The 20,491-nt window shown below is 36.5% G+C and carries 22 protein-coding genes and 1 pseudogene; 6 read left to right on the top strand and 17 right to left on the bottom strand.

All coding sequences use genetic code 11. The annotated features are described in order from the left end of the window. The first annotated feature begins 108 nt into the window (after positions 1–108). Entirely contained in the window at positions 109–471 is a 363-nt protein-coding gene (locus ABH959_RS16580; protein WP_002011120.1) for a YtxH domain-containing protein, read from the top strand. Between the two features lie 299 nt (positions 472–770). After that, the gene (locus tag ABH959_RS16575) at positions 771–1,328 is read left to right on the top strand and encodes an HTH-type transcriptional regulator Hpr (protein ID WP_002134805.1); all 558 of its coding nucleotides are present in this window, start codon (positions 771–773) and stop codon (positions 1,326–1,328) included. Positions 1,329–1,333: 5 nt separating this feature from the next. Here ABH959_RS16575 and ABH959_RS16570 read toward each other — a convergent pair whose 3' ends face one another. After that, on the bottom strand, positions 1,334–1,669 hold the full coding sequence (locus tag ABH959_RS16570; protein ID WP_002134804.1) for a DUF1878 family protein: 336 nt from the start codon (positions 1,667–1,669) through the stop codon (positions 1,334–1,336). Positions 1,670–1,787: 118 nt separating this feature from the next. On the opposite strand from ABH959_RS16570, the gene ABH959_RS16565 reads away from it, so the two are divergent. The 3 genes from ABH959_RS16565 (at position 1,788) to helD (ending at position 5,927) form a co-directional block, all read left to right on the top strand. Next, a complete protein-coding gene (locus ABH959_RS16565) occupies positions 1,788–1,982 on the top strand; it encodes a hypothetical protein (protein WP_000172693.1) in 195 nt (64 codons plus the stop codon). 447 nt (positions 1,983–2,429) lie between these two features. Beyond that, positions 2,430–3,296: a peptidylprolyl isomerase PrsA gene (prsA, locus tag ABH959_RS16560; protein WP_404492923.1), complete on the top strand. Its 867-nt coding sequence runs from the start codon at positions 2,430–2,432 to the stop codon at positions 3,294–3,296. Between the two features lie 294 nt (positions 3,297–3,590). Then, complete coding sequence (gene helD, locus ABH959_RS16555; protein WP_404492922.1) at positions 3,591–5,927, top strand: RNA polymerase recycling motor HelD; 2,337 nt, start codon at positions 3,591–3,593, stop codon at positions 5,925–5,927. A 96-nt stretch (positions 5,928–6,023) separates the two neighbouring features. Here the strand turns inward: helD and ABH959_RS16550 are convergent, their stop codons facing one another. Further along, on the bottom strand, positions 6,024–6,908 hold the full coding sequence (locus ABH959_RS16550; protein ID WP_404492921.1) for an Rpn family recombination-promoting nuclease/putative transposase: 885 nt from the start codon (positions 6,906–6,908) through the stop codon (positions 6,024–6,026). Positions 6,909–6,998: 90 nt separating this feature from the next. On the opposite strand from ABH959_RS16550, the pseudogene ABH959_RS16545 reads away from it, so the two are divergent. Beyond that, positions 6,999–7,202 (top strand): annotated as a pseudogene (locus ABH959_RS16545) (hypothetical protein); the annotation flags it as partial. 102 nt (positions 7,203–7,304) lie between these two features. Here ABH959_RS16545 and ABH959_RS16540 read toward each other — a convergent pair. The 15 genes from ABH959_RS16540 to ABH959_RS16470 form a co-directional block, all read right to left on the bottom strand. Then, on the bottom strand, positions 7,305–8,561 hold the full coding sequence (locus ABH959_RS16540) for an FtsW/RodA/SpoVE family cell cycle protein (RefSeq protein WP_404492920.1): 1,257 nt from the start codon (positions 8,559–8,561) through the stop codon (positions 7,305–7,307). Positions 8,562–8,568: 7 nt separating this feature from the next. Further along, positions 8,569–8,976 carry a PadR family transcriptional regulator gene (locus ABH959_RS16535; RefSeq protein ID WP_404492919.1) on the bottom strand — a complete coding sequence of 136 codons (408 nt, stop codon included), beginning with the start codon at positions 8,974–8,976 and terminating at the stop codon, positions 8,569–8,571. Between the two features lie 4 nt (positions 8,977–8,980). Continuing rightward, a complete protein-coding gene (locus tag ABH959_RS16530) occupies positions 8,981–9,514 on the bottom strand; it encodes a sigma-70 family RNA polymerase sigma factor (protein WP_404492918.1) in 534 nt (177 codons plus the stop codon). Positions 9,515–9,711: 197 nt separating this feature from the next. Beyond that, complete coding sequence (locus ABH959_RS16525; RefSeq protein WP_404492917.1) at positions 9,712–10,023, bottom strand: HEPN domain-containing protein; 312 nt, start codon at positions 10,021–10,023, stop codon at positions 9,712–9,714. Then, positions 10,007–10,342 carry a nucleotidyltransferase domain-containing protein gene (locus tag ABH959_RS16520; RefSeq protein ID WP_078178143.1) on the bottom strand — a complete coding sequence of 112 codons (336 nt, stop codon included), beginning with the start codon at positions 10,340–10,342 and terminating at the stop codon, positions 10,007–10,009. The genes ABH959_RS16525 and ABH959_RS16520 overlap by 17 nt, the downstream gene beginning before the upstream one ends. A 525-nt stretch (positions 10,343–10,867) precedes the next feature. After that, positions 10,868–11,641: a VanZ family protein gene (locus ABH959_RS16515; protein WP_404492916.1), complete on the bottom strand. Its 774-nt coding sequence runs from the start codon at positions 11,639–11,641 to the stop codon at positions 10,868–10,870. Further along, positions 11,634–11,966 (bottom strand): PadR family transcriptional regulator, encoded by a 333-nt coding sequence (locus ABH959_RS16510; protein ID WP_061674045.1) that lies wholly within the window; start codon positions 11,964–11,966, stop codon positions 11,634–11,636. Before ABH959_RS16510 ends, ABH959_RS16515 begins: the two co-directional genes overlap by 8 nt. Positions 11,967–12,081: 115 nt before the next feature. Next, positions 12,082–13,764: an aerobic glycerol-3-phosphate dehydrogenase gene (gene glpD, locus ABH959_RS16505; RefSeq protein WP_002134793.1), complete on the bottom strand. Its 1,683-nt coding sequence runs from the start codon at positions 13,762–13,764 to the stop codon at positions 12,082–12,084. A 133-nt stretch (positions 13,765–13,897) separates the two neighbouring features. Continuing rightward, positions 13,898–15,388, bottom strand: coding sequence for a glycerol kinase GlpK (gene glpK, locus ABH959_RS16500; protein ID WP_404492915.1), 1,491 nt, complete (start codon positions 15,386–15,388; stop codon positions 13,898–13,900). 12 nt (positions 15,389–15,400) lie between these two features. Continuing rightward, positions 15,401–16,222, bottom strand: a complete 822-nt coding sequence (glpF, locus tag ABH959_RS16495; protein ID WP_144505599.1) for a glycerol uptake facilitator protein GlpF — start codon at positions 16,220–16,222, stop codon at positions 15,401–15,403. A gap of 227 nt (positions 16,223–16,449) precedes the next feature. Then, a complete protein-coding gene (glpP, locus tag ABH959_RS16490; RefSeq protein ID WP_000394293.1) occupies positions 16,450–17,010 on the bottom strand; it encodes a glycerol uptake operon antiterminator GlpP in 561 nt (186 codons plus the stop codon). Positions 17,011–17,100: 90 nt separating this feature from the next. After that, complete coding sequence (locus ABH959_RS16485) at positions 17,101–17,550, bottom strand: helix-turn-helix domain-containing protein (RefSeq protein WP_404492914.1); 450 nt, start codon at positions 17,548–17,550, stop codon at positions 17,101–17,103. 273 nt (positions 17,551–17,823) lie between these two features. Then, positions 17,824–19,020, bottom strand: a complete 1,197-nt coding sequence (locus tag ABH959_RS16480; protein ID WP_002166205.1) for an oxalate decarboxylase family bicupin — start codon at positions 19,018–19,020, stop codon at positions 17,824–17,826. A 212-nt stretch (positions 19,021–19,232) separates the two neighbouring features. Continuing rightward, positions 19,233–19,433 carry a sporulation YhaL family protein gene (locus tag ABH959_RS16475; RefSeq protein ID WP_002087191.1) on the bottom strand — a complete coding sequence of 67 codons (201 nt, stop codon included), beginning with the start codon at positions 19,431–19,433 and terminating at the stop codon, positions 19,233–19,235. Between the two features lie 77 nt (positions 19,434–19,510). Next, a complete protein-coding gene (locus tag ABH959_RS16470; protein ID WP_404492913.1) occupies positions 19,511–20,383 on the bottom strand; it encodes an alpha/beta fold hydrolase in 873 nt (290 codons plus the stop codon). Positions 20,384–20,491 lie beyond the last annotated feature (108 nt).

Genomic DNA, 20,491 nt, shown 5'->3' with positions numbered 1-20,491 from the left:
GCATAGCATGTACAAGAGAGAAAAGCTCACTTTTCTTCCCCTTGTCTTAAAGATATGCACACTTTTATACATCATGAATACGAACGAAAAATAAGGAGGTTTCCTTTTATGTCAAAAGCTAAATCCTTTATTACAGGTGTACTTTGCGGCGGAGCAGTTGCTGGGCTAGCCGTTCTTTTCTCAACTCCTTCTTCTGGTAAAGCTATGCGCGGTAAGCTGAAAGAAAAAGGAACTGATATTAAAAAAACATTAGCTGATATTACAGCTGATACGAAGTTATTAAAGCGTCAAATCGTTGAAACTGCTTCAGAGGGTAAAGAAGTATTCCAAGAACTAAAAGACGATATGCATGACACGCTTTCTAACTGGAAACAAGATATTTCTCAAAACAAACGACATATTGAAAAAGAAATTTTAGACATTCAAAAGTCAATTGAGAAACTACAAGAAGCCGTTCCAGAAAAAGCGTAAACATATTCCTGCTTAGTTTTTTGCATATAACAAATATTTTTCATACGAATTGACCTTAACACGGCATATCACATAGATATGCCGTGTTTTTATGCATTTACAATATATGTTATCCCTTAACATGTAAAGACAACACATGTATTCTCGACTCATAAAACGCTTCCATAGTTATGCATGATTTGTATAGAATGTTATTTTTCCGAAAAATTTTCACAATTCTCACAAAAAGACTTTATTAATTTTTATTTTACTGGCATAATAGATAATAATGAAAAAAGAATGTTAAAGTGGGTGAGTAAATGAAAAGTGGAGAAAAAAATTACTCGGTAAAAGAAGCGATGATTTTCAGCCAACGTATTGCTCAATTATCGAAAGCGTTATGGAAATGCGTAGAGAAAGATTGGCAACAATGGATTAAACCTTACGATTTAAACATTAATGAGCATCACATTTTAACCATCGCTTATCATTTAAAAGGGGCTTCTATTTCTGAGATTGCTAAGTTTGGAGTTATGCACGTATCAACGGCGTTTAACTTCTCTAAAAAGCTTGAAGAACGCGGCTATCTTATATTCTCAAAAAAAGAAGATGATAAACGAAATACGTACATTGAAATTACAGACAAAGGGGAAGAATTACTACTTCGCTTAATGGAGGAGTATGATCCTGAAAATAATTCTGTTTTTAATGGAGCACTTGAACTTCGTAATTTTTATGGTAAGTTCCCAGAAAATATCGAACTGATTGCAATCCTGCGTAATATTTACGGACAAGACTTCATCGATATTTTTGAGAAATCATTAGAAGATATTGAGGAGAACTTTACGGAATCCGATCAAAAGTTAGTTAAGAAATAATCTATTTATTTTTTCGCAATCATGCTTAAGAATTCATTCATAAGCGGCTTAAATAAACCTTGTTTTGCTAGCGCTTCCGCAGTTTCGTGTACTTCGAGCTGATGTGGAAGCGCTTTTTCAAATTGATCTAATAGCGCATCAAACAATAGAAGGCCTTCTGCTTTCTCCACTACATATTGTTCGTTCAGTTTTTCACAAAGTTTTAGTATACGTTCAATGTCTTTTTTACGAGCTTTTTTCTTTATGATTAAAGAATAAAATGGACACTTTTCTTCATCAATCATTTTAAATAGTAGGTCTACGTAGTATTCAGCTTGTTCTAGTCTTCTTACAACGTCCATTTTCTCCCTCGCTTCCTAACACAAAGTCTTCTATTTCTGAATTTTGTAACACGAATAAAATATCGTATGATACAATATATAAAGTATATGTATTTTAGCCAAAAGGAGGTCTCGCCTCATGACTCTTATAACCGTTGTTTTTGTTGCATTCGCACTTCTTGTTATATTTTACACGAATTTCATGACACATACACTGTGTGAGCGAAAACAAATATCTGCGAGCCGCCAGCCCGGTGTCTTTCGAGTTATTAATGTATGTATTACCATTCTATTAATTTCTAGTTATGTAGAAATTATATTTCATGGAAAGTGAGGAAGGAAGCCCCTTCCTCATTTTTTTCCTCTATAAGCAAATTATACCTACTATAACTAATAAAATAAACAGTACAAGTAATAAAATAAGTTTTGAATTCATCCCCCATCCCCTCCTCTTTTCTGTATATGCGACATGCGCCCAATATGGTACCCTTTCAAAATCTGACACAAACTGGTTAAAATTTCTTTATCAATAGGAAAACCCGTCGAAATATGATATATTAAATTTTGTACATATTGCTTATACTATGAAACAAACGACACGCATCTAAACTTTATCCTAAAGCCTCGGTAAGCCCTGTTAAGCGTGCTTTTACATATAAAAAAAGCAAAGACATCAGTGAGACTTAATCAGGTTCTTATGAACGAAAATAACCTATCATAAGGCGTTTCTTCATTCGTATGGGATAAATTAAAAATACATAATAGTAGGAGTGTTTATTGAATGAAGAAAGCTATGCTTGCCTTAGCCGCAACAAGTGTAATCGCATTATCAGCATGTGGAACATCATCATCATCAGACAAAATTGTTACATCTAAAGCTGGTGACATCACTAAAGAAGAGTTCTACAATCAAATGAAGACACAAGCTGGTAAACAAGTACTAAATAACATGGTTATGGAAAAAGTACTTATTAAAAACTACAAAGTCGATGACAAAGAAGTAGACAAAAAGTTCGATGAAATGAAAAAGCAAGTCGGTGACCAATTCGATACACTAATGAAACAACAAGGCCTTAAAGAAGAAACAGTTAAAAATGGCGTTCGCGCTTCATTAGCTCAAGAACAAGCTATCGAGAAAACAATCACTGATAAAGAATTAAAAGATAACTACAAGCCTCAAGTTAAGGCAAGCCACATTCTTGTAAAAGATGAAGCGACTGCTAAAAAGGTTAAAGAAGAACTTGGACAAGGTAAATCTTTCGAAGAGTTAGCGAAACAATACTCTGAAGATACTGCTTCAAAAGAAAAAGGTGGCGACTTAGGATTCTTCGAACATGGTAAAATGGTTAAAGAATTCGAAGATGCTGCTTATAAACTGAAAAAAGATGAAGTAAGCGAGCCTGTAAAAACACAATTTGGTTACCATATCATTAAAGTAACAGACATTAAAGAACCAGAAAAATCATTTGAGCAATCAAAAGCTGACCTGAAAAAAGAGTTAGTTGCGAAGAAAACACAAGATGCTCAATTTATGAACGATCTTATGATGAAAGAAATCAAAAAAGCTGACGTAAAAGTTGACGACAAAGATTTGAAAGATCTTTTCGAAGAACCAAAAGCTGACGCTAAAAAAGAAGAAAAGAAATAATGAAATAAAAAAAGCTTGGGTAGCCCCAAGCTTTTTTTATTTTGTAGTAGTTTTTTACCGATAAATCGATATACTCCCTCACCTTACTCCATTCAACACAAAAAAACCTTGGTTTCGTGCAACACGAAACCAAGGTTTATCTTATTATCATTGATTAAATTAAAAAACTATGGTAAATTAGTACAGAAACGCATTCGCTAAAAATAAAAGAATGTATTTATCCGTATCTTAATTGTACACCAAAACACATCTTCAGTCAACCTCTATTTTTCACTTTTAAAGGAGTGCTTACGTATGAACAAAAAACTTGATCAAGAGCAAAAACGATTGGATACCGTAATAGAAACGATTACGGAGCAAATTGATAAACTGGAAAACGAAACTGGCAGACGCCGGGCGGAAGTAATCCATATTCGTAAACACTTTTGGGATGACGTGAAAGTGAATACTGATACTTTTGATGATTATCTTGAAACAGTTATCAACTTAAGACAACAAGCTCAATCACTAGCTGTCACACAAATTACCCATAAGCACACCTTTAATCGACTTGCCGCACTACGCCGTATGCATAAAGCACCTTACTTCGGACGAATTGATTTCAAAGAAGAAGGTGAATCTGGCGCAGAACAAATTTATATCGGGGTGGCTACACTTACAGATGCAAGTGGAGAAAACTTTCTTATATACGATTGGCGCGCACCAATTTCAAGTGTTTACTACGATTATCCACCAGGACCGGCTGAATACAGCACACCAGGAGGCGTAATCCACGGCAACGTGGAGAAAAAATTACAATATATAATTCAGAATGGCGAGATTGATTCCATGTTCGATACGAGCCTTACAATCGGCGATGAAATCTTGCAACAAGCGCTCGGAAAAGGAACAAACAAACATATGCAAAGTATCGTTGCTACTATCCAGCGCGAGCAAAATGAAATTATCCGTCACGATGAAGGGCGACTACTTATCGTTCAAGGAGCTGCTGGTAGCGGTAAAACATCAGCTGCCCTGCAGCGAATCGCCTACTTACTATATAAATATCGTGAATGGCTAAAAGCAGATCAAATCATTCTCTTCTCCCCTAACTCCATGTTCAACAGCTACGTATCTAACGTACTGCCAGAACTCGGCGAAGAAAATATGCAGCAAGTTACATTCCAAGAATATTTAAACCATAGACTCAGTAAGTCATTTGACGTTGAGGATCCTTACGAGCAATTAGAATATATGTTAACTGAAACGAATAGCGCAAATTATAAAACTCGAAATGCGAGCATTCGCTTTAAAGCATCTACTCAATTTTTCGAGATGATTAGAGCGTACAGACAATCTCTTGAATCTTCAGGCATGCTATTTAGAGGAATGAAATTTAGAGGAAAACTGATTGCCTCTGCTAAAGAAATTACAGAGCAATTTTATAATACTGATTCCTCCCTCCGCTTCCATAATCGAATTGAGAAGTTAACGGATTGGCTAAACAAACAAATAGACACAATTGAAAAAACAGAACTGAAAAAGCCTTGGGTAGAAGAAGAAATTGAGCTACTTAGTAAAGATGAATACCAAAAGGCTTATAAATATTTACAGAAAAAAGGCGAGTTTGACGACAACTCCTTTAATGATTTTGAGAAAGAAACGAAAGTACTTGGACGTATGATTGTCCGTAAAAAATTGAAGCCGCTTCGTAAAGGTGTTCAAACATTGCGCTTCATCAACTTCACAGGCATATATAAACAACTCTTCACAGATGCATCATGGGTTGCTGGGGAAAAACCTAAAGAATGGGACGACATTTGCTCATTAACTGTGAACATGCTTGATGAAGGAAAGCTACATTACGAGGATGCGACTCCATTTTTACTTTTAAAAGAATTAATTGAAGGCTTCCAAACGAACAGATCGATTAAACACGTACTTGTAGACGAAGCACAAGATTATTCTCCATTTCAGTTCGAGTTTTTAAAACGTCTCTTCCCTGCCGCAAAAATGACAGTACTCGGAGACTTTAACCAAGCGATATTTGCTCATGCGAGTGAGACAGTTAATTTCAATACACTTACTAGCTTATACGGATCAGATGAAACGAACGGCATCAACTTAACTCGTAGCTATCGTTCAACAAAACCGATAATTGAATTTACACGGGACCTCGTACCTGAAGGAAAGAACATTAATGCATTTGAACGTGACGGTGAAAAGCCTACAGTAACTAAAGTTTCGGATTACAGTGAGCTGCATGAGCGTATCACTTCCAAAGTTGCTGAACTACAAAAACTACAGCACAATACGATCGCAATTATATGTAAATCCGCGGCTGAAAGTGCCGCTGCATACGAGGCACTCAGTCATATCGAGAATATTAAACTTGTGAAAAGTAACTCAGCCGAGTATGAGCAAGGCATCGTCGTTATCCCTGCTTATTTAGCGAAGGGTATCGAATTTGATGCTGTTATTATTTACGATGCTTCTAAAGATGTGTACAGCGATGAGAGCCTACGTAGATTGTTCTACACTGCTTGTACGCGCGCAATGCATGAATTGCAGCTTTATAGCGTTGGTGAGGTTAGTCCTTTTGTAACAGGGGCTGCTTCGGAGAGTTTTGAGCTTGTAACGAAAACACCTTGATGATTGAAGTGAACCCCGAAAACGGGACACATATCAAAACACCTCCTGAATTCGCATACTAAGTATGCAAATTCAATGGAGGTGTTTTTTTATCATTTAGACTTGTAAAATGCTTCGTATTTCTTCTAAGCGTAAATTTGTAAACCTTGCAATATCTTCGATTGGCATTCCATTTTTATGCATTCCACGAATTAATTGAATCTTACCTTCTTCAATCCCCTCTTTCTTTCCTTCATTACGAGCATGAGCGAACTTTGCGGCTTCATCCATCAAAGCTTTTTCTCTTGCTTCATATGCTTGTCGGAAAGAAGAATCTTGACTCATACGCTCCCATTTATTCATCGCTTTTTGTAAAATCGGGTCTTGGTTCATCGCAATGTCCTCCAATGTTTTGGTTAGTTGTTCATCCTCGTTTGCCGGAAGTAATAATAACCAACGAACAAACAAATCTTCCCAGGGATTTACTTGTTCATTCCGCCACTGTTGCATAAGTTTCGGAATCTCTACGATGTGAACTTCGATATCACTACTCAATATTTTATGTTGTTGTCGATTCCATAAGACTCCTGTTGTATGGAATGCCTCGTATTCAAGAAACATAACGAAATTTAACAAATTGATTATAATTGTTTTATGAACAGAGCTGTATGGCATTCCTTTTTGAAGTTGAGATGTGTATAGCCTTCCCCAATAATATAAACTGCGTTTAATCATATCATGATTATTATTGAGCTGTATTTCTACGTTGACTTTTGTTCCTGTGTCTAATATAGCTGAAATATCTAAAATAGATAACTTATCTTCTTCATGTTCCCTGTGTAAATGTGAATCTGCTAATTGTAACGAAACAATGGGCGATTCTAAAGAATCCTGTAACATCGCATTTAAAAAAGCACTTAAAATATCTTCATTTCCACTTGTGCCAAATAATTGTTTAAAAGCAAAATCAATGCGTAAATTCACTAATTGTTGGCTAGACATGAGTTTTCCTCTCCCCATCTCATAAGAGGCTTTTCTTTTATTGTAGATAAAATAGTGATACGCATGCAAACAAGCACTTACTTAAATTTCTTAAAACGACCTGTATTTGCAGGTTATAACATCACTTCTCATGATGCAGACATACTTACAATTGATGTACTTCTATCTTCACCTTTATTAGATCCTAACACTTCCGAAAAAGATGCGGAAGAATACTTCTATTTACAACAACTAACTGAATCAATCTGTCGTTCTGAATTATGTATTTCTATTAAAGAAAGTGCGCTTATTTAGACACGAAAAAGAGGGTTATTTATCATAACCCTCTTCTACTATCTATTTACGTTTGTACTTAATCATAATAATGCATTCTTTTATATGCAACTTATATAAGTATCAAGGTGTTTTTCTCATTCTAAACGACATATCTTTACGCCGATATACACTCAGCACGATCCCCATTATAAATGCATGAAATAGAGTTGGTATCCATCCGTAACTAATAAAAGGTAATGATATAGAAAAACGTGGTAATATCCCGAGGATCATGCCAACGTTACAAATAAAATGGATTACAAAAAGAGTCACTCCGCCAACGAGAAGCAATTTACCATAACCATCATTTATTTTATAAGCTATGTTCATTATTCTTACTGCAAAAAGAGAAAGAATAATGACAAGAACTAGCGCAAGTACATATCCATAATAGTAAGTCAAACTCGCGAATACAAAATCAGTATGGGCAGCAGGGATAGACTTTATATTTCCATATGTACCAAACCAGCCTGCTGAAGACATCGCCTCTTGTAAACGTAAATCCCATTGATCATGCGCTGGGTTTATAAATCCTAAAATTCTAGCTATCCGGTATTCTTTTACAGCAGACCAGGAAAATAGATCCCTAATAATCAATGGTAAAATAGGCAATATTGTAATGAGCCATGCCGTTTTCTTTCCTAACTTACTCCACCAAAGCATAACAAATACCATCGTAATGTAGATGAAAATTGGTAAAAGAATTGATATAGTCGAAAATAGATATAAAGAAAATACGTACAACATGAGAAGATGCATAAACTTTAACCTACTATTATTGAAAAAAGAAGCCCAAGCTAGAAAGAAGAATGGTATCGTCATTAAACAGTCAATTTTGATGGGGCCAATTTTTATTATTGCTTCCCCAATCACGTAATCAGTCGGAAAACATTTTATCATTAACAAGATAAGTACTCCGATTGTATAAAACAGCCACCCGAGCCTCTCTAACTTTCGATAATCAAGTAGCATTATCCCAACAGCTGTTGCAATACCGAGAATAACAAAAATCACTTTGTTCATTAATAAATCATTCGTATGCCCAAGAGCTATTATTGGCAAAAACCCTAATCCCATAGCAGCCACTAATAAAATAATTAAGAACCAATCTACCTTCGGCTTATGAAGTTTGTTAAGTTCCTGCCCTAGTTTAATCGGACTTCCCATTTGTTCCACAGCTTTATTTTCAGCAATTTCCTCACCTAAACCTTTTTCTATCCACGTGTTCTTCGCCTGTTTTAAGTGAAACTCTAGTTCAGTTGCTACAAAGCTCTTTGCTTCTTTTGATTTAATATGATTCGTAACTTCGCTTAAAAAACGCTCCCCTTTTTTGTTCAATTTTATCTCACTCCTGTACTAATCCTTTTAATATAAACCGTGCCTTCGTAGAATCTTTTTCTGCCTTTCGCAGCATCTTTCTTCCCTTATCATTTAATTGATAATATTTAGCTCCTGAATGATCCCAGCTTGATTGGATAAAACGATTCTGTTCTAGACGATGTAATACGGTATATAAAAACCCTTCATTTCCTTCGAATTTCCGAATCCCTCTCCCTCGTAGTAGCTGTGACAATTCGTACCCTGTTTTTTCATTACTGAGGAGCTGTAAAATCGCTAAAGAGATGTCCTCTTCCTTTTCGTGTGAGGCATTGATTTTTTCGCGCACCTGCTTTCGATGCTGATCAGAAAAACTCAAATGTTTAAACGTTGTATTCTCCATTGATTTTCGCAGGCCTTTTAATCGATCTTCCATTTGATTATTCCTCCAATCCTTTCTTCAAAAGCTCCTTCGCTTTTTTCAGTCTCGTTTTTATCGTGTTTTCTTTCACTTCTATTACAATAGCAATCTCTTTAATCGGTAATTCTTCATAATAAAATAGATAAATGACTTCTCGATATTTTATCGGTAAATTCATTACCGCAGAAGCCAGCTCACGGTCCTCCGCATTTTGAATAACAGTTTGCTCGACACTATCATTTTGAACCCCAATATAAGCAGCTTCATCCTCTGTCACGATCACCTTTTTGTTATACCAACTTTTTATGTAGTCCTTACATTGATTAATCGCAATTCTCCACAACCACGTTTTCACATTCGATTTCCCTTTGTATGTATGAAGAGATTTATAACATTTCACAAATATATCTTGCGTTACATCCTCAGCAACCTCTTTATTGTTCACATATGAATACACAAGCTGTAAGACTTCTTGTCCATATTTGTTCATTATTTCATCGATAAGGAGTTCCTTATCTTCTATTTCAAACGCTTCTACCGTTAATTCATCCACATCATTTCCTCCTTCCCATATATTAGACGACGCACTGTATGGAAAAGTTTTATAAATTCATAAAAAAACGATTGGAAATTTCCATACCGTTTTGCTCATCCTCTACTATTTAATTTTTTCTAAAACAAAACTTTTAATATTCCCCGCACTTTTATAGCTTGCGATACGTCTGTTTTATTAAGTTCTTCAAAATAAGGCTATCTGACTTCGATCGCATAGCTATTTAACTCTGCACAATCATCTATTAAATCATTGAACTCCATATTAAATTCAGCACATTCCTTTACTAACAGCATTAAATTATGCGTTTTAGGCGGATGAGTTCCTTTAAACGTTAAATACCCCTTTAGATATTTCTCAGCACACTGTTGACAATGATAACAGATAACAGATAACAGATAACAGATAATTGCAAAAGGAATAGGCATTAAAGACAATAAATGATTAGAAGCTCTAAGATCTGAATCTGCAATTTCAAACCATAAATTTGCCTCACTGAAATTTTTCATACAATACCTTACCTTCTTCAGCAATTTTGTATTCCATTGTTACAGGATTACCAGAACTCTCATTAAATTCTTCAGAACCGTAAACAAGTAAATCGACCGGTGTTTTCATTACATCGAATATACTTAAATTCAATTTCTTTAAGGCTTCTCTTTTCCTCTTACCAATACCATCAACCACTACACACAAATCAAAATCACTATCCTCATTAGGCATACCGTAAGCATGAGACCCAAATAAAATAATTTTATTAACATCAGAAAGAGAGGAAGTCATTTTATCTACTAATTGATTTAACTCTTTTTGAACATTAGTATTCATTCCATTCACCTCTTTAAATTAATCCTTCTCAATACATCCTAACTGTAGAAGCAAATTAATAAATTGATTCATTTCAACTCCAATACACTACTACAATTGTTAAGTTATTCAAACGGTATAATAATACTTATTATACCTTTCGTATTCATATCCTGTTAAGCAACAAAAATCTACACTCAGCTAATTTCAGTACACTCTGTACAAATATAATAAAACAAAAAACCGCATGAAGGCTCTCCCTCACGCGGTTTATTTTTAAGCTAACGCAGCCGCCTGCTCTTGTTGATCCACAGGAATTACAGCATCGCTTAACGCTTTTTCTAATTCAGCTGTGTATTTCATTTCGACGCTATCATCATTTATGGCGCCAATAAAGACAGATTACGCAACAGTTTCATAACAGTATGAATAAATAAACACCTATTACGAGTATAAAAAATTGGCTCACTACATAATACCTATGTTTTCAGTGATACTCTATTACCACCGAACTAATTTATATAATTTTAACTACATGATAGCAAGTTAATTTTCAAATATCTTCTTGCGCATAACCCTAAATTTATTATCCATTTGTATCATGCTTATAAATAAAAGATATCCTATCGATGCACCGAGCATATTTATAGCAATCCGCCACACATCAAAAACATCAGATAAAGTTAGTAAATGTAATAACTCCCAAACAAGAAAGGTCATAGCATACCACTTACAAGCTTTCTTATAGTTCGTCACTTTATTGATCAACACTGGAACGAAAAATCCAAATGGAACTACCAATATTATATGTTGCAAAACAGTTAACCAATACGTTGAGTTCCCCCAAGGACCTGGATGTGCAATAAAATCTTTAATTTGCCAAAATGTTATTCCAAAAAGTTGTAACAGCGTTTCTAAATCAGATATATGTAAAAATTGCTGCCAAAATTCAAGAGGATGATAGACAGTTCCACCTGTCAAACTACGAATAGAGTCAAATGTAGAATTTGAAATAAACGCTCCTAAAAAGACAATAAAACAAATGATTATATAAGGAATACATAAAATTTTTGATACTACCTTTAATGGCCTAGGAACTTCGTATACCGATTGATTAATCTCTAAACCAATAACTTTTGATTCGCCAAAAGTTTGAATCGCTTTATACACCGCTTCTTTTTCATTCATACCTTGTTCCATATATTCTTCTTTCAAGCTGTTCAAGTGATCATATATTTCTAGAAATAGCTCATCCTGTTCAATATTACTAAGTTCTGAATAAGCTAAAATGGACTTAATATACTCATCAAATTCACTCATAAATAACTCCTTTCTGACAAGTTTGAATTAATGATGTTACACGCTCCCAAGAGTTCACTTTCTTCTGCAATTCTTTTTTCCCTTTACTTGTAATAGTATAAAATTTCCTTTTCATCCCATTCTCAGATTGATTCCAATAAGATTCAAGAAATTCCTTTTTTTCTAATCGCTTTAAAGCTGGATACAAAGTTCCCTGCCCCATACTATACAAATCTTCACTTGCATCCTTTAAACTTTGGGCTATTTCATATCCATATGTATCACGTTTTGCAATGATAGAAAGTAATAAAATATCTATACTTCCCTTCAAGATTTCTTTGTCCAACAATACCACCTCCTTATATACATCGTATAACAACATATGTCGTTATGCAACACAATTGAAATAATCCCCCATAAAAAAAACCACCTAAAGGCTCCCCTTCAGGTGGTTCTCTATTTTATGCTAACGCAGCCGCCTGCTCTTGTTGATCTACAGGAATTACAGCGTCTGTTAATGCTTTTTCTAATTCAGCTGTGTATTTCATTTGCTCTTCTTTGCTCCAGCCTAGTTTCGCAGCCATGTAGTTGATTACTGCTTCTTTCCACTCGTATACCCAGTGGATGTTGAAGAATACAGCGCCTCTGCGGCGTACGAAGAAGTCAACTGGTTTCGCTGTCATTTCGTAATCCATTGCGTATACAAGTGGGATTAGAACGTCTAGCGGCATGTTGTATTCTTTCGCTTCGTCTTTATGTTTTTTCGCTAAGTCAAACAGTACGTCAACGTTAGAGCCGTAGAATTTCGCGAATTTTTCCGCTTGTGCTGTCGTTAAACCATATTTCGTACCTTCGCCTGCTTTTTTCGCAACAAATGCCGGGAATCCGTGTGAACCACTTACATGACCACCAGAGATTGGCATATGTTTCGTATCGCTCTTCTTATATGCGCTATGGCCTTCTTTTTGTAATAGATTCGTTACGTAGTCTACTACCATTTCAGCCATTTTGCGGTATCCTGTTAATTTACCGCCCGCGATTGTAATTAAACCAGATTCAGAAGTCCAAATTTCATCTTTACGAGAAATTTCAGATGCATTCTTACCTTCTTCATAAATTAGCGGACGTACACCAGCCCAGCTTGATTCCACATCTTTTTCTGTAATTTTTACACTTGGGAACATGTAATTAATCGCATTAATGATATATGTGCGATCTTCTGTTGTCATGTGTGGTACAGCTGCGTCTTTATCATAGAACGTATCTGTTGTACCTACGTACGTTTTTCCTTCGCGAGGAATCGCGAACACCATACGTTTATCTGGTGTATCAAAGTAAATTGCTTGCCCTAATGGGAAACGTTTTTGGTCAATTACTAAATGCACACCTTTTGATAACTGAAGTACTTTCCCTTTTTTAGAGTTATCTTTTTCACGAAGTGTATCTACCCAAGGACCAGCTGCGTTTACAATTTTCTTACCGTAAACTTCATACACTTCTCCGTCTAGTAAATCGATTACACGTACACCGCATACTTTTCCATCTTTATATAAGAAACTGTCTACTTTTGCGTAGTTAACAGCTTTCGCACCGTGTTCAATCGCTTCTTTCATTACTTCAATTGTAAGACGCGCATCGTCTGTACGATATTCTACGTAGTAACCGCCGCCTTTTAATCCTTCTTGTTTTACAAGAGGCTCTTTATTTAGCGTTTCTTCACGGTTAAACATCTTTCTGCGCTCGCTTCGTTTTACACCTGCTAAGAAGTCGTATACACGAAGACCAATTGATGTACTGAATGACCCGAACGTGCCGCCTGTATGGAACGGAAGTAACATCCACTCTGGTGTTGTTACATGGGGACCGTTCTCATATACGATCGCACGCTCTTTCCCCACCTCTGCTACCATTTTCACTTCAAGTTGTTTTAAATAACGTAAACCGCCGTGTACAAGTTTCGTTGAACGACTTGATGTACCTGCTGCAAAGTCCTGCATTTCAAACACAATTGTTGATAAACCACGTGTTGCCCCATCTAATGCAATACCAGAACCAGTAATACCTCCACCAATTACGATCACATCTAACTCTTGTTTATTTACTCCGTTTAATACGTCTTTACGTTGTTTACTTGAAAATTTCATGGTAATTCCTCCCTTTGATAACGAAAAAAGAGACCACAAGCTCCGCTATAGATTTCGCCTCTACAGCGTGTTGTGGTCTCTCCAAATCTCCTACCGAATTATTAACTTGTCATCATTATAACACTGTTTATGATTATTTGAAAGCTTTAGTTGCTTCAATTGCTTTTTTCCATCCAGCATATAACTCTTCGCTTGTTTCCGCTTCCATTGCTGGTGTAAAGCGTTTATCCATATGCCACTGCGATTTAATTTCGTCTTGGTTTTTCCAATATCCAACCGCAAGACCTGCTAAGTATGCTGCACCTAAAGCTGTCGTTTCATTGATCACTGGACGCTCTACAGGAACGTCTAACATATCGCTTTGGAACTGCATTAAGAAGTTATTCTTAACTGCTCCGCCATCAACACGTAATGTATTCAGTTCAATACCTGAATCTGCTTCCATTGCGCATAGTACATCTTTCGTTTGGTATGCTAAAGATTCTAGCGTTGCACGAATGAAATGCTCTTTCGTCGTACCGCGCGTTACACCAAACATAGCGCCGCGTACTTCACTATCCCAGTATGGTGTGCCTAGTCCAACGAATGCTGGTACTATGTATACACCTTCAGTTGATTCAACACGGCTAGCGTACACTTCACTCTCACTCGCATCTTTAAACATGCGCATTCCGTCACGTAACCACTGAATTGCAGAACCTGCAACGAAAATACTTCCTTCTAATGCGTAATTCACTTTACCATCTAAACCCCATGCAATTGTTGTTAATAGTCCATGCTCAGAAGCTACTGCTTTTTCGCCTGTGTTCATTAACATGAAACAACCAGTTCCGTAAGTATTCTTCGCCATACCTTCACCGAAACAAGCTTGTCCAAATAATGCTGCTTGCTGGTCACCAGCTACACCTGCGATCGGTACATTTTGCCCGAAGAAGTGGTAATCAATTGTTTCTCCATATATTTCAGATGATTGACGTACTTCTGGAAGCATGCTCTTTGGTACTGTTAACATGTCTAGAAGCTCATCATCCCACTGTAAGTCGTGAATGTTAAACATTAATGTGCGTGATGCATTTGAGTAGTCTGTTATGTGCGCTTTACCGCCAGACAATTTCCATACAAGCCATGTATCAATTGTTCCGAATAATAACTCGCCGTTTTCTGCTTTTTCTCTTGCACCTTCAACGTTATCTAAAATCCATTTTACTTTCGTACCAGAGAAGTATGCATCAATTAAAAGACCTGTTTTTTCGCGAACCATCTCGCTATAACCTTTTTCTTTTAACTCATCACAAATTTCAACTGTTTGACGAGATTGCCATACGATTGCGTTATAAATTGGTTTTCCAGTCGTTTTATCCCATACAACCGCTGTTTCACGTTGGTTCGTAATACCGATACCAGCGATTTGTTCTGGCTTCACATCTGCTTCACTTAAGCAAGTTGCGATAACTGCTAAAATAGATCCCCAAATTTCTTGTGCATTATGCTCAACCCAGCCTGGCTTTGGAAAATGTTGTGTAAACTCTTTTTGAGCTGAATGAACGATTTTTCCTTCTTTATTGAAAAGAATTGCGCGTGAGCTTGTTGTTCCTTGGTCTAATGAAAGAATATATTTTTTCATATCGGTTTCCCCCTATGCTACTTTTCTACTTTTTGTAGTAGTTCCACTTTTTTTACTTGTCATATAAGAGATTGCTAGTACAATCACAGTTGCAATAATTACATAAATAAGTGCTGAATTTTGTTTTCCTTCAAATACAACTTGATGGAATAATCCTGCAAGTGATCCACCTAAAATTGGACCAACTACTGGAATCCATGCATACTTCCAATTTGAACCGCCTTTTCCTGCAATCGGAAGGAAGAAGTGTGCAATACGCGGACCTAAATCACGAGCCGGGTTGATTGCGTATCCTGTTGTTCCACCTAATGATAAACCAATACTTACAATTAAGAAACCTACGATAAATGGATTTAAACCATCTGCAAATTTATTTGCTCCAATTGCTAATATACCAAATACTAAAACGAATGTTCCAATCATTTCACTTAAAAGGTTTGTAAATGTGTTCGGAATTGCTGGACCTGTTGCAAATACACCTAACTTTGTTCCTGGATCTTCTGTTTCTTTCCAGTGTGGTAAGTAATGTAAATATACAAGAACTGCCCCGATAATTGCCCCAATCATTTGTGCTGCGATATACATAGGTACATCACTCCATGGGAACGCTCCCTTAAAAGCAAGTCCTATCGTTAAAGCCGGATTCAAATGTGCCCCACTAATTGATCCAACTGCATACGCTGCCATAGCAACCGCTAGACCCCAACCCATTGTAATTACAATCCAACCAGAATCTTTCGCAAACGATTTCTTTAAACTTACACCAGCGCAAACACCGCCACCAAGTAAGATTAACAACGCAGTCCCTATTAATTCCCCTAAAAATGCTGACATAAAATCCCTCCACAATCAATTTAAATGCTTTCGAAAAGTGATAGAGGTAAAATGAATGGCCATTCGTTTTTTTCAAAAGAAAAAGATCCACAGCTTACATGCTTCTATATAATATATATAGAAACAATAAAATGTGGATCTCTTCTTTTCTCCGTCACGTTTATTAACTTGTCTATAATGTTAACCTCTAATGAAAGCGGTGTCAACAGAATTTTTTCACATTTTCGTCACTTTTTTTGGTAATGTTTCCATAATTCTTTTTTCGATGTCGTAATTGCTGTCGCACCAGCATTTAACGCCCTTTCAACATCCTCGACAGTTCGAATAAAACCACCTGCTAAAATCGGTACACCTGTACGCTCTTTCACCTCAGCAATGACACCTGTTAACGCACCAGGAAGCACTTCTATATAATCCGGCTTCGTCTTTTCTAGCAAATTACAGCTCTTTTCCATTGCGCTAGAATCAATTAAAAAGATGCGTTGAATGGAGACGACACCTTTTTGCTTCGCCTTCATAATTACGCTCGCCTTTGTCGATAATAACCCGTACGGTTTATATTCTTGGCATAAAAACTCCGTCGCATGCCCATCACTTTGTAATCCATGGATCAAATCAACATGTAAAAATACTTTTTTATTATGCTGCTTCGCAAGCGACACAACACTCTTCAATTGACCGACATGAATATCTAAAATAACAATATACTCATACGAACTATGTAATAGCTTCTCCAAATCTTTAATTTGCCTCACTGCCGGCAAAATCTTCTGTTCATGAAATTCCATGCTAAACGTCCCCTTCCTATCTATCCTTTATAGTACACAATTTAAGTGGAAAGAACAGCTAGTGCCGGGAATTTCTTTCAAATCTTTCTTTTACCTATATATCTTCTTCAACTTATCAGAAACCGTACCACCTATAACCATTAATAGGAGGGGTAAAAAATTCATTACATATGGTGCATCTGCTACAATTGTAATGCTCACTCCTGCAAACTTATTTAACGCCCATACAATGATTTTTGTAATAAACAAAAATACTCCCATCATAAATAGACTATCGAAAAACACCTTCCATTTTGGATACGCTAATTGTTTACTATCTTCAATTACCTTCTGCGTCAACTCTTCGTCACTCCTCAACAACTCATCAATCGTAATACCGAACAGATCGCTTAAATGAATAATAATTTCAATGCTCGGATAGTTCTTTCCCGTCTCCCATTTCGAAACAGATTGTCTACTTACATGAATTTTTTCAGCCAAATCATTTTGCGACCAATTTCGTTTCTCTCGCTCTTCTTTTAAACGTTCGCTAAAAATCATACTGTGTTTATCACCTCTCTACGTCTAGTATGGGCAAATAACTGATGAAGAGTAAAGCTAGTTATCGTTGCGTAACCTGTGCAACTTGTGCGTTACACTTTAAAATGGCGCCATTTCATACTCTATGTCATGCAGATTTCATATGTTTTTCTTCTATAATAATTTCCCGAACAATAATACAAATAACGAATACTAGTAAAGACAGGACTAGACATAAAAAATACGCCATTCCTTCCTATAGTTCTCCAGAAAGAATAACGCATATATCCATGTTTACTCATCCGTTTTCGGTTTATAAGAAAAACCCGGATATTTCACAACAGGCCACTTTTCTTTACGTAAAGAATCCATCAATTGCGGGCCAACATGTACATTACTTTCCACTATTTCTTTAGGAGTCAGTGCCATCCATTGATTTAACGATACATCTTCAAAACGGTTACTTTTAAACATCTCTAAAAACCATAATGTTTCATTGCCTGTGTTTTGAATATAGTGTCCAGTCGCAAACGGTACATATCCAACATCACCAGCTCTATAATCAAATGTACGAGCTGTACCATTTCCAAGAAACACCGTCATTCTCGCTTGCCCGGTAAGATAATATTGCCACTCATCATTATTCGGGTGCCAGTGAAGCTCTCTCATTCCACCGGGCTCAACCTCAACGAGCGCTGCTGCGATTGCTTTTGAAATTGGAAAGTTCGTAGAATCTACAATTCGAACGCTACCACCAGGTGTCTTAATCGGTTTTTGTTTTAACAGTTCGTGTTTAAATGTTAAAGGAACTTCTCCTTCTGGCGACTGGACTTCCTGACTCTCAAGCGAACCCGGTACCTCTCCTTGATAAATATAAACTTGATCTGAAGGAATAGAGCGAAAAGCACTCTCCGGCACTCCGAAGTTAGCCGATAGAACTTCTTTTGGCGTATGTGCAAACCAATCAGAAATAGCTAAAGTAGATAAATCAGAAAAGTGTCCATCATCGAATACGAGTAGAAATTCACAATGTTCCAATCCTTGAATAGAATGCGGAATGCCAGGAGGAAAGTACCAAAGATCACCTGGACCAACATCAGCAATAAAATTCCGTCCATTTTGATCAACCGCAGTTATGCGCGCCTTTCCTAAAAGCATATATGCCCATTCTGCTTGTTTATGCCAATGAAGTTCACGCACCCCACCGGCCGTTAAACTCATATTTACCCCAGCAATCGTAGTCGAAACCGGAAGTTCTCTAACAGTAATCTCCCTGGACCACCCACCGTGTTTTAAAATCATAGAAGTGTCTGAAAATGAAAATTTCAAGTTAGGAACTAAGCCAGCATCAGTTATAGGCGGAACGAGCATATTCGGATTTTGAATATCCCGCATAACATTACGAGGTCCAGAATCTATCGCACCAGCTCCATCGCTACGGATTGGTTGTGGTATACTCCCTCCCGCTTCATTAACAGTACGTTTTTTCATCATTACACTCCTTTTTCATCCGATTATTAAGTAAAAAGCCTCCATCATAGTGTATGAATTGGGATTTGGATGGTTACTGTGACTATGGATACAAGGGGTTCTGCCTTAACAATCCACTAAAGCTTGATGCGATCTTAATTTAAAAGGGAGTATCCAACAAACTAACATATAAAAAAGAAGAGAAATCCTTTTCTCTTCTTCAAAAGTTTCTATTAAAGTAATACCGAATCTTTATCACTATCCTGATTCCGTTTCTCTCGTTCTTCTTCTAAGCGCTTCATATATACTTCGCCTTCTTTTTCGATAAAATCATTATCCATCTCTTGCTCTTTTTTCGAAGTATATAAAACCATGTAGCCACTTAGTACAATCCCAATGATTACAAGATAAATCCACCATGGTAAAGTTTCCACTTTCATTCATCCCTTTCCTTAGACAAGCCTTATTAGTTTCACTTTATGAGGAAAGAAGTGGTTTTATGCTTAAAATTTTATTGTGGATTCTTCGCGAAGAACGCTTGTACATATTCCATAAACTCTATTGGTTCCTGGCGAAACGGTGCGTGGTATCCTTTTTCAATGATATGGAACGTACTATTTGCAAATAGCTCATGATACAGTTCACCATTTTTCCAAGAAACACTCTTATCGTGTCGTCCCCATATAATTAAAGTCGGTACCTTAATTTTATCTGCTTCCATCGCAATGCGGCGCTCTCTCATTTTCGTAAGCTGATCGTAATGCTCTTTATCATCGCGACTATTTTTCACTTCATTTTTATTATAATCCGTAATCTCTGTTACAGTTTGTAAGTCTGTCGATAGTGGCGGCACTTCATAACTTTCTTTTTGCTGGAAAGACTCTATCCCTGTAGAATCCGCTAAAACGAGATGCGTTACTGCATCCGGATATAAATACGCTAAATTTAGAGACATCTCTCCGCCCATCGAATGACCAAGTACTGCGAATTGATCGTATCCGAGTTTCTTCATTAACTTATAATATAAATTCACTTGCGCAGGAAACGAATACTGAAAATCAACCGGCTTAGAAGAACGCCCAAACCCTAAAATATCAACTGCGATAATCGTATGATCCTTTACAAGTTCCGGATAAATATCATTAAACCCATCTGAAGAACCACCGAACCCGTGAAGCATAAGTAAAGGCGGTTTCCCCTCACCAATTTGCTTAAAATAAATCGTCTGCCCATCAATCTGCGCCATACTCTCTTTCGTATTTATCTTCATCATAACAGTATCTTTCACTTCTTCAACCTTCGCAATCGGCTTATCAACGAAGTTACATACTATTAACAAAACGAGTACAATACCGCTAATCATATAAAACTTAAAACGTTTCAAAATTCCCGTCTCCTTTCTCATGCTGCTATTTAAAGTTTTTACATTTTTTGGTTGTTTTATGATTAATTTTAATTGTAACCAATACAGTTACAATTATATTAAAAAAAT

It is taken from the genome of Bacillus sp. RC51 (genome assembly GCF_044908115.1).
Classification (GTDB): domain Bacteria; phylum Bacillota; class Bacilli; order Bacillales; family Bacillaceae_G; genus Bacillus_A; species Bacillus_A mycoides.
Note: the sequence above shows the minus strand (reverse complement) of the source record. Positions and strands in the feature narration are given on the sequence as shown.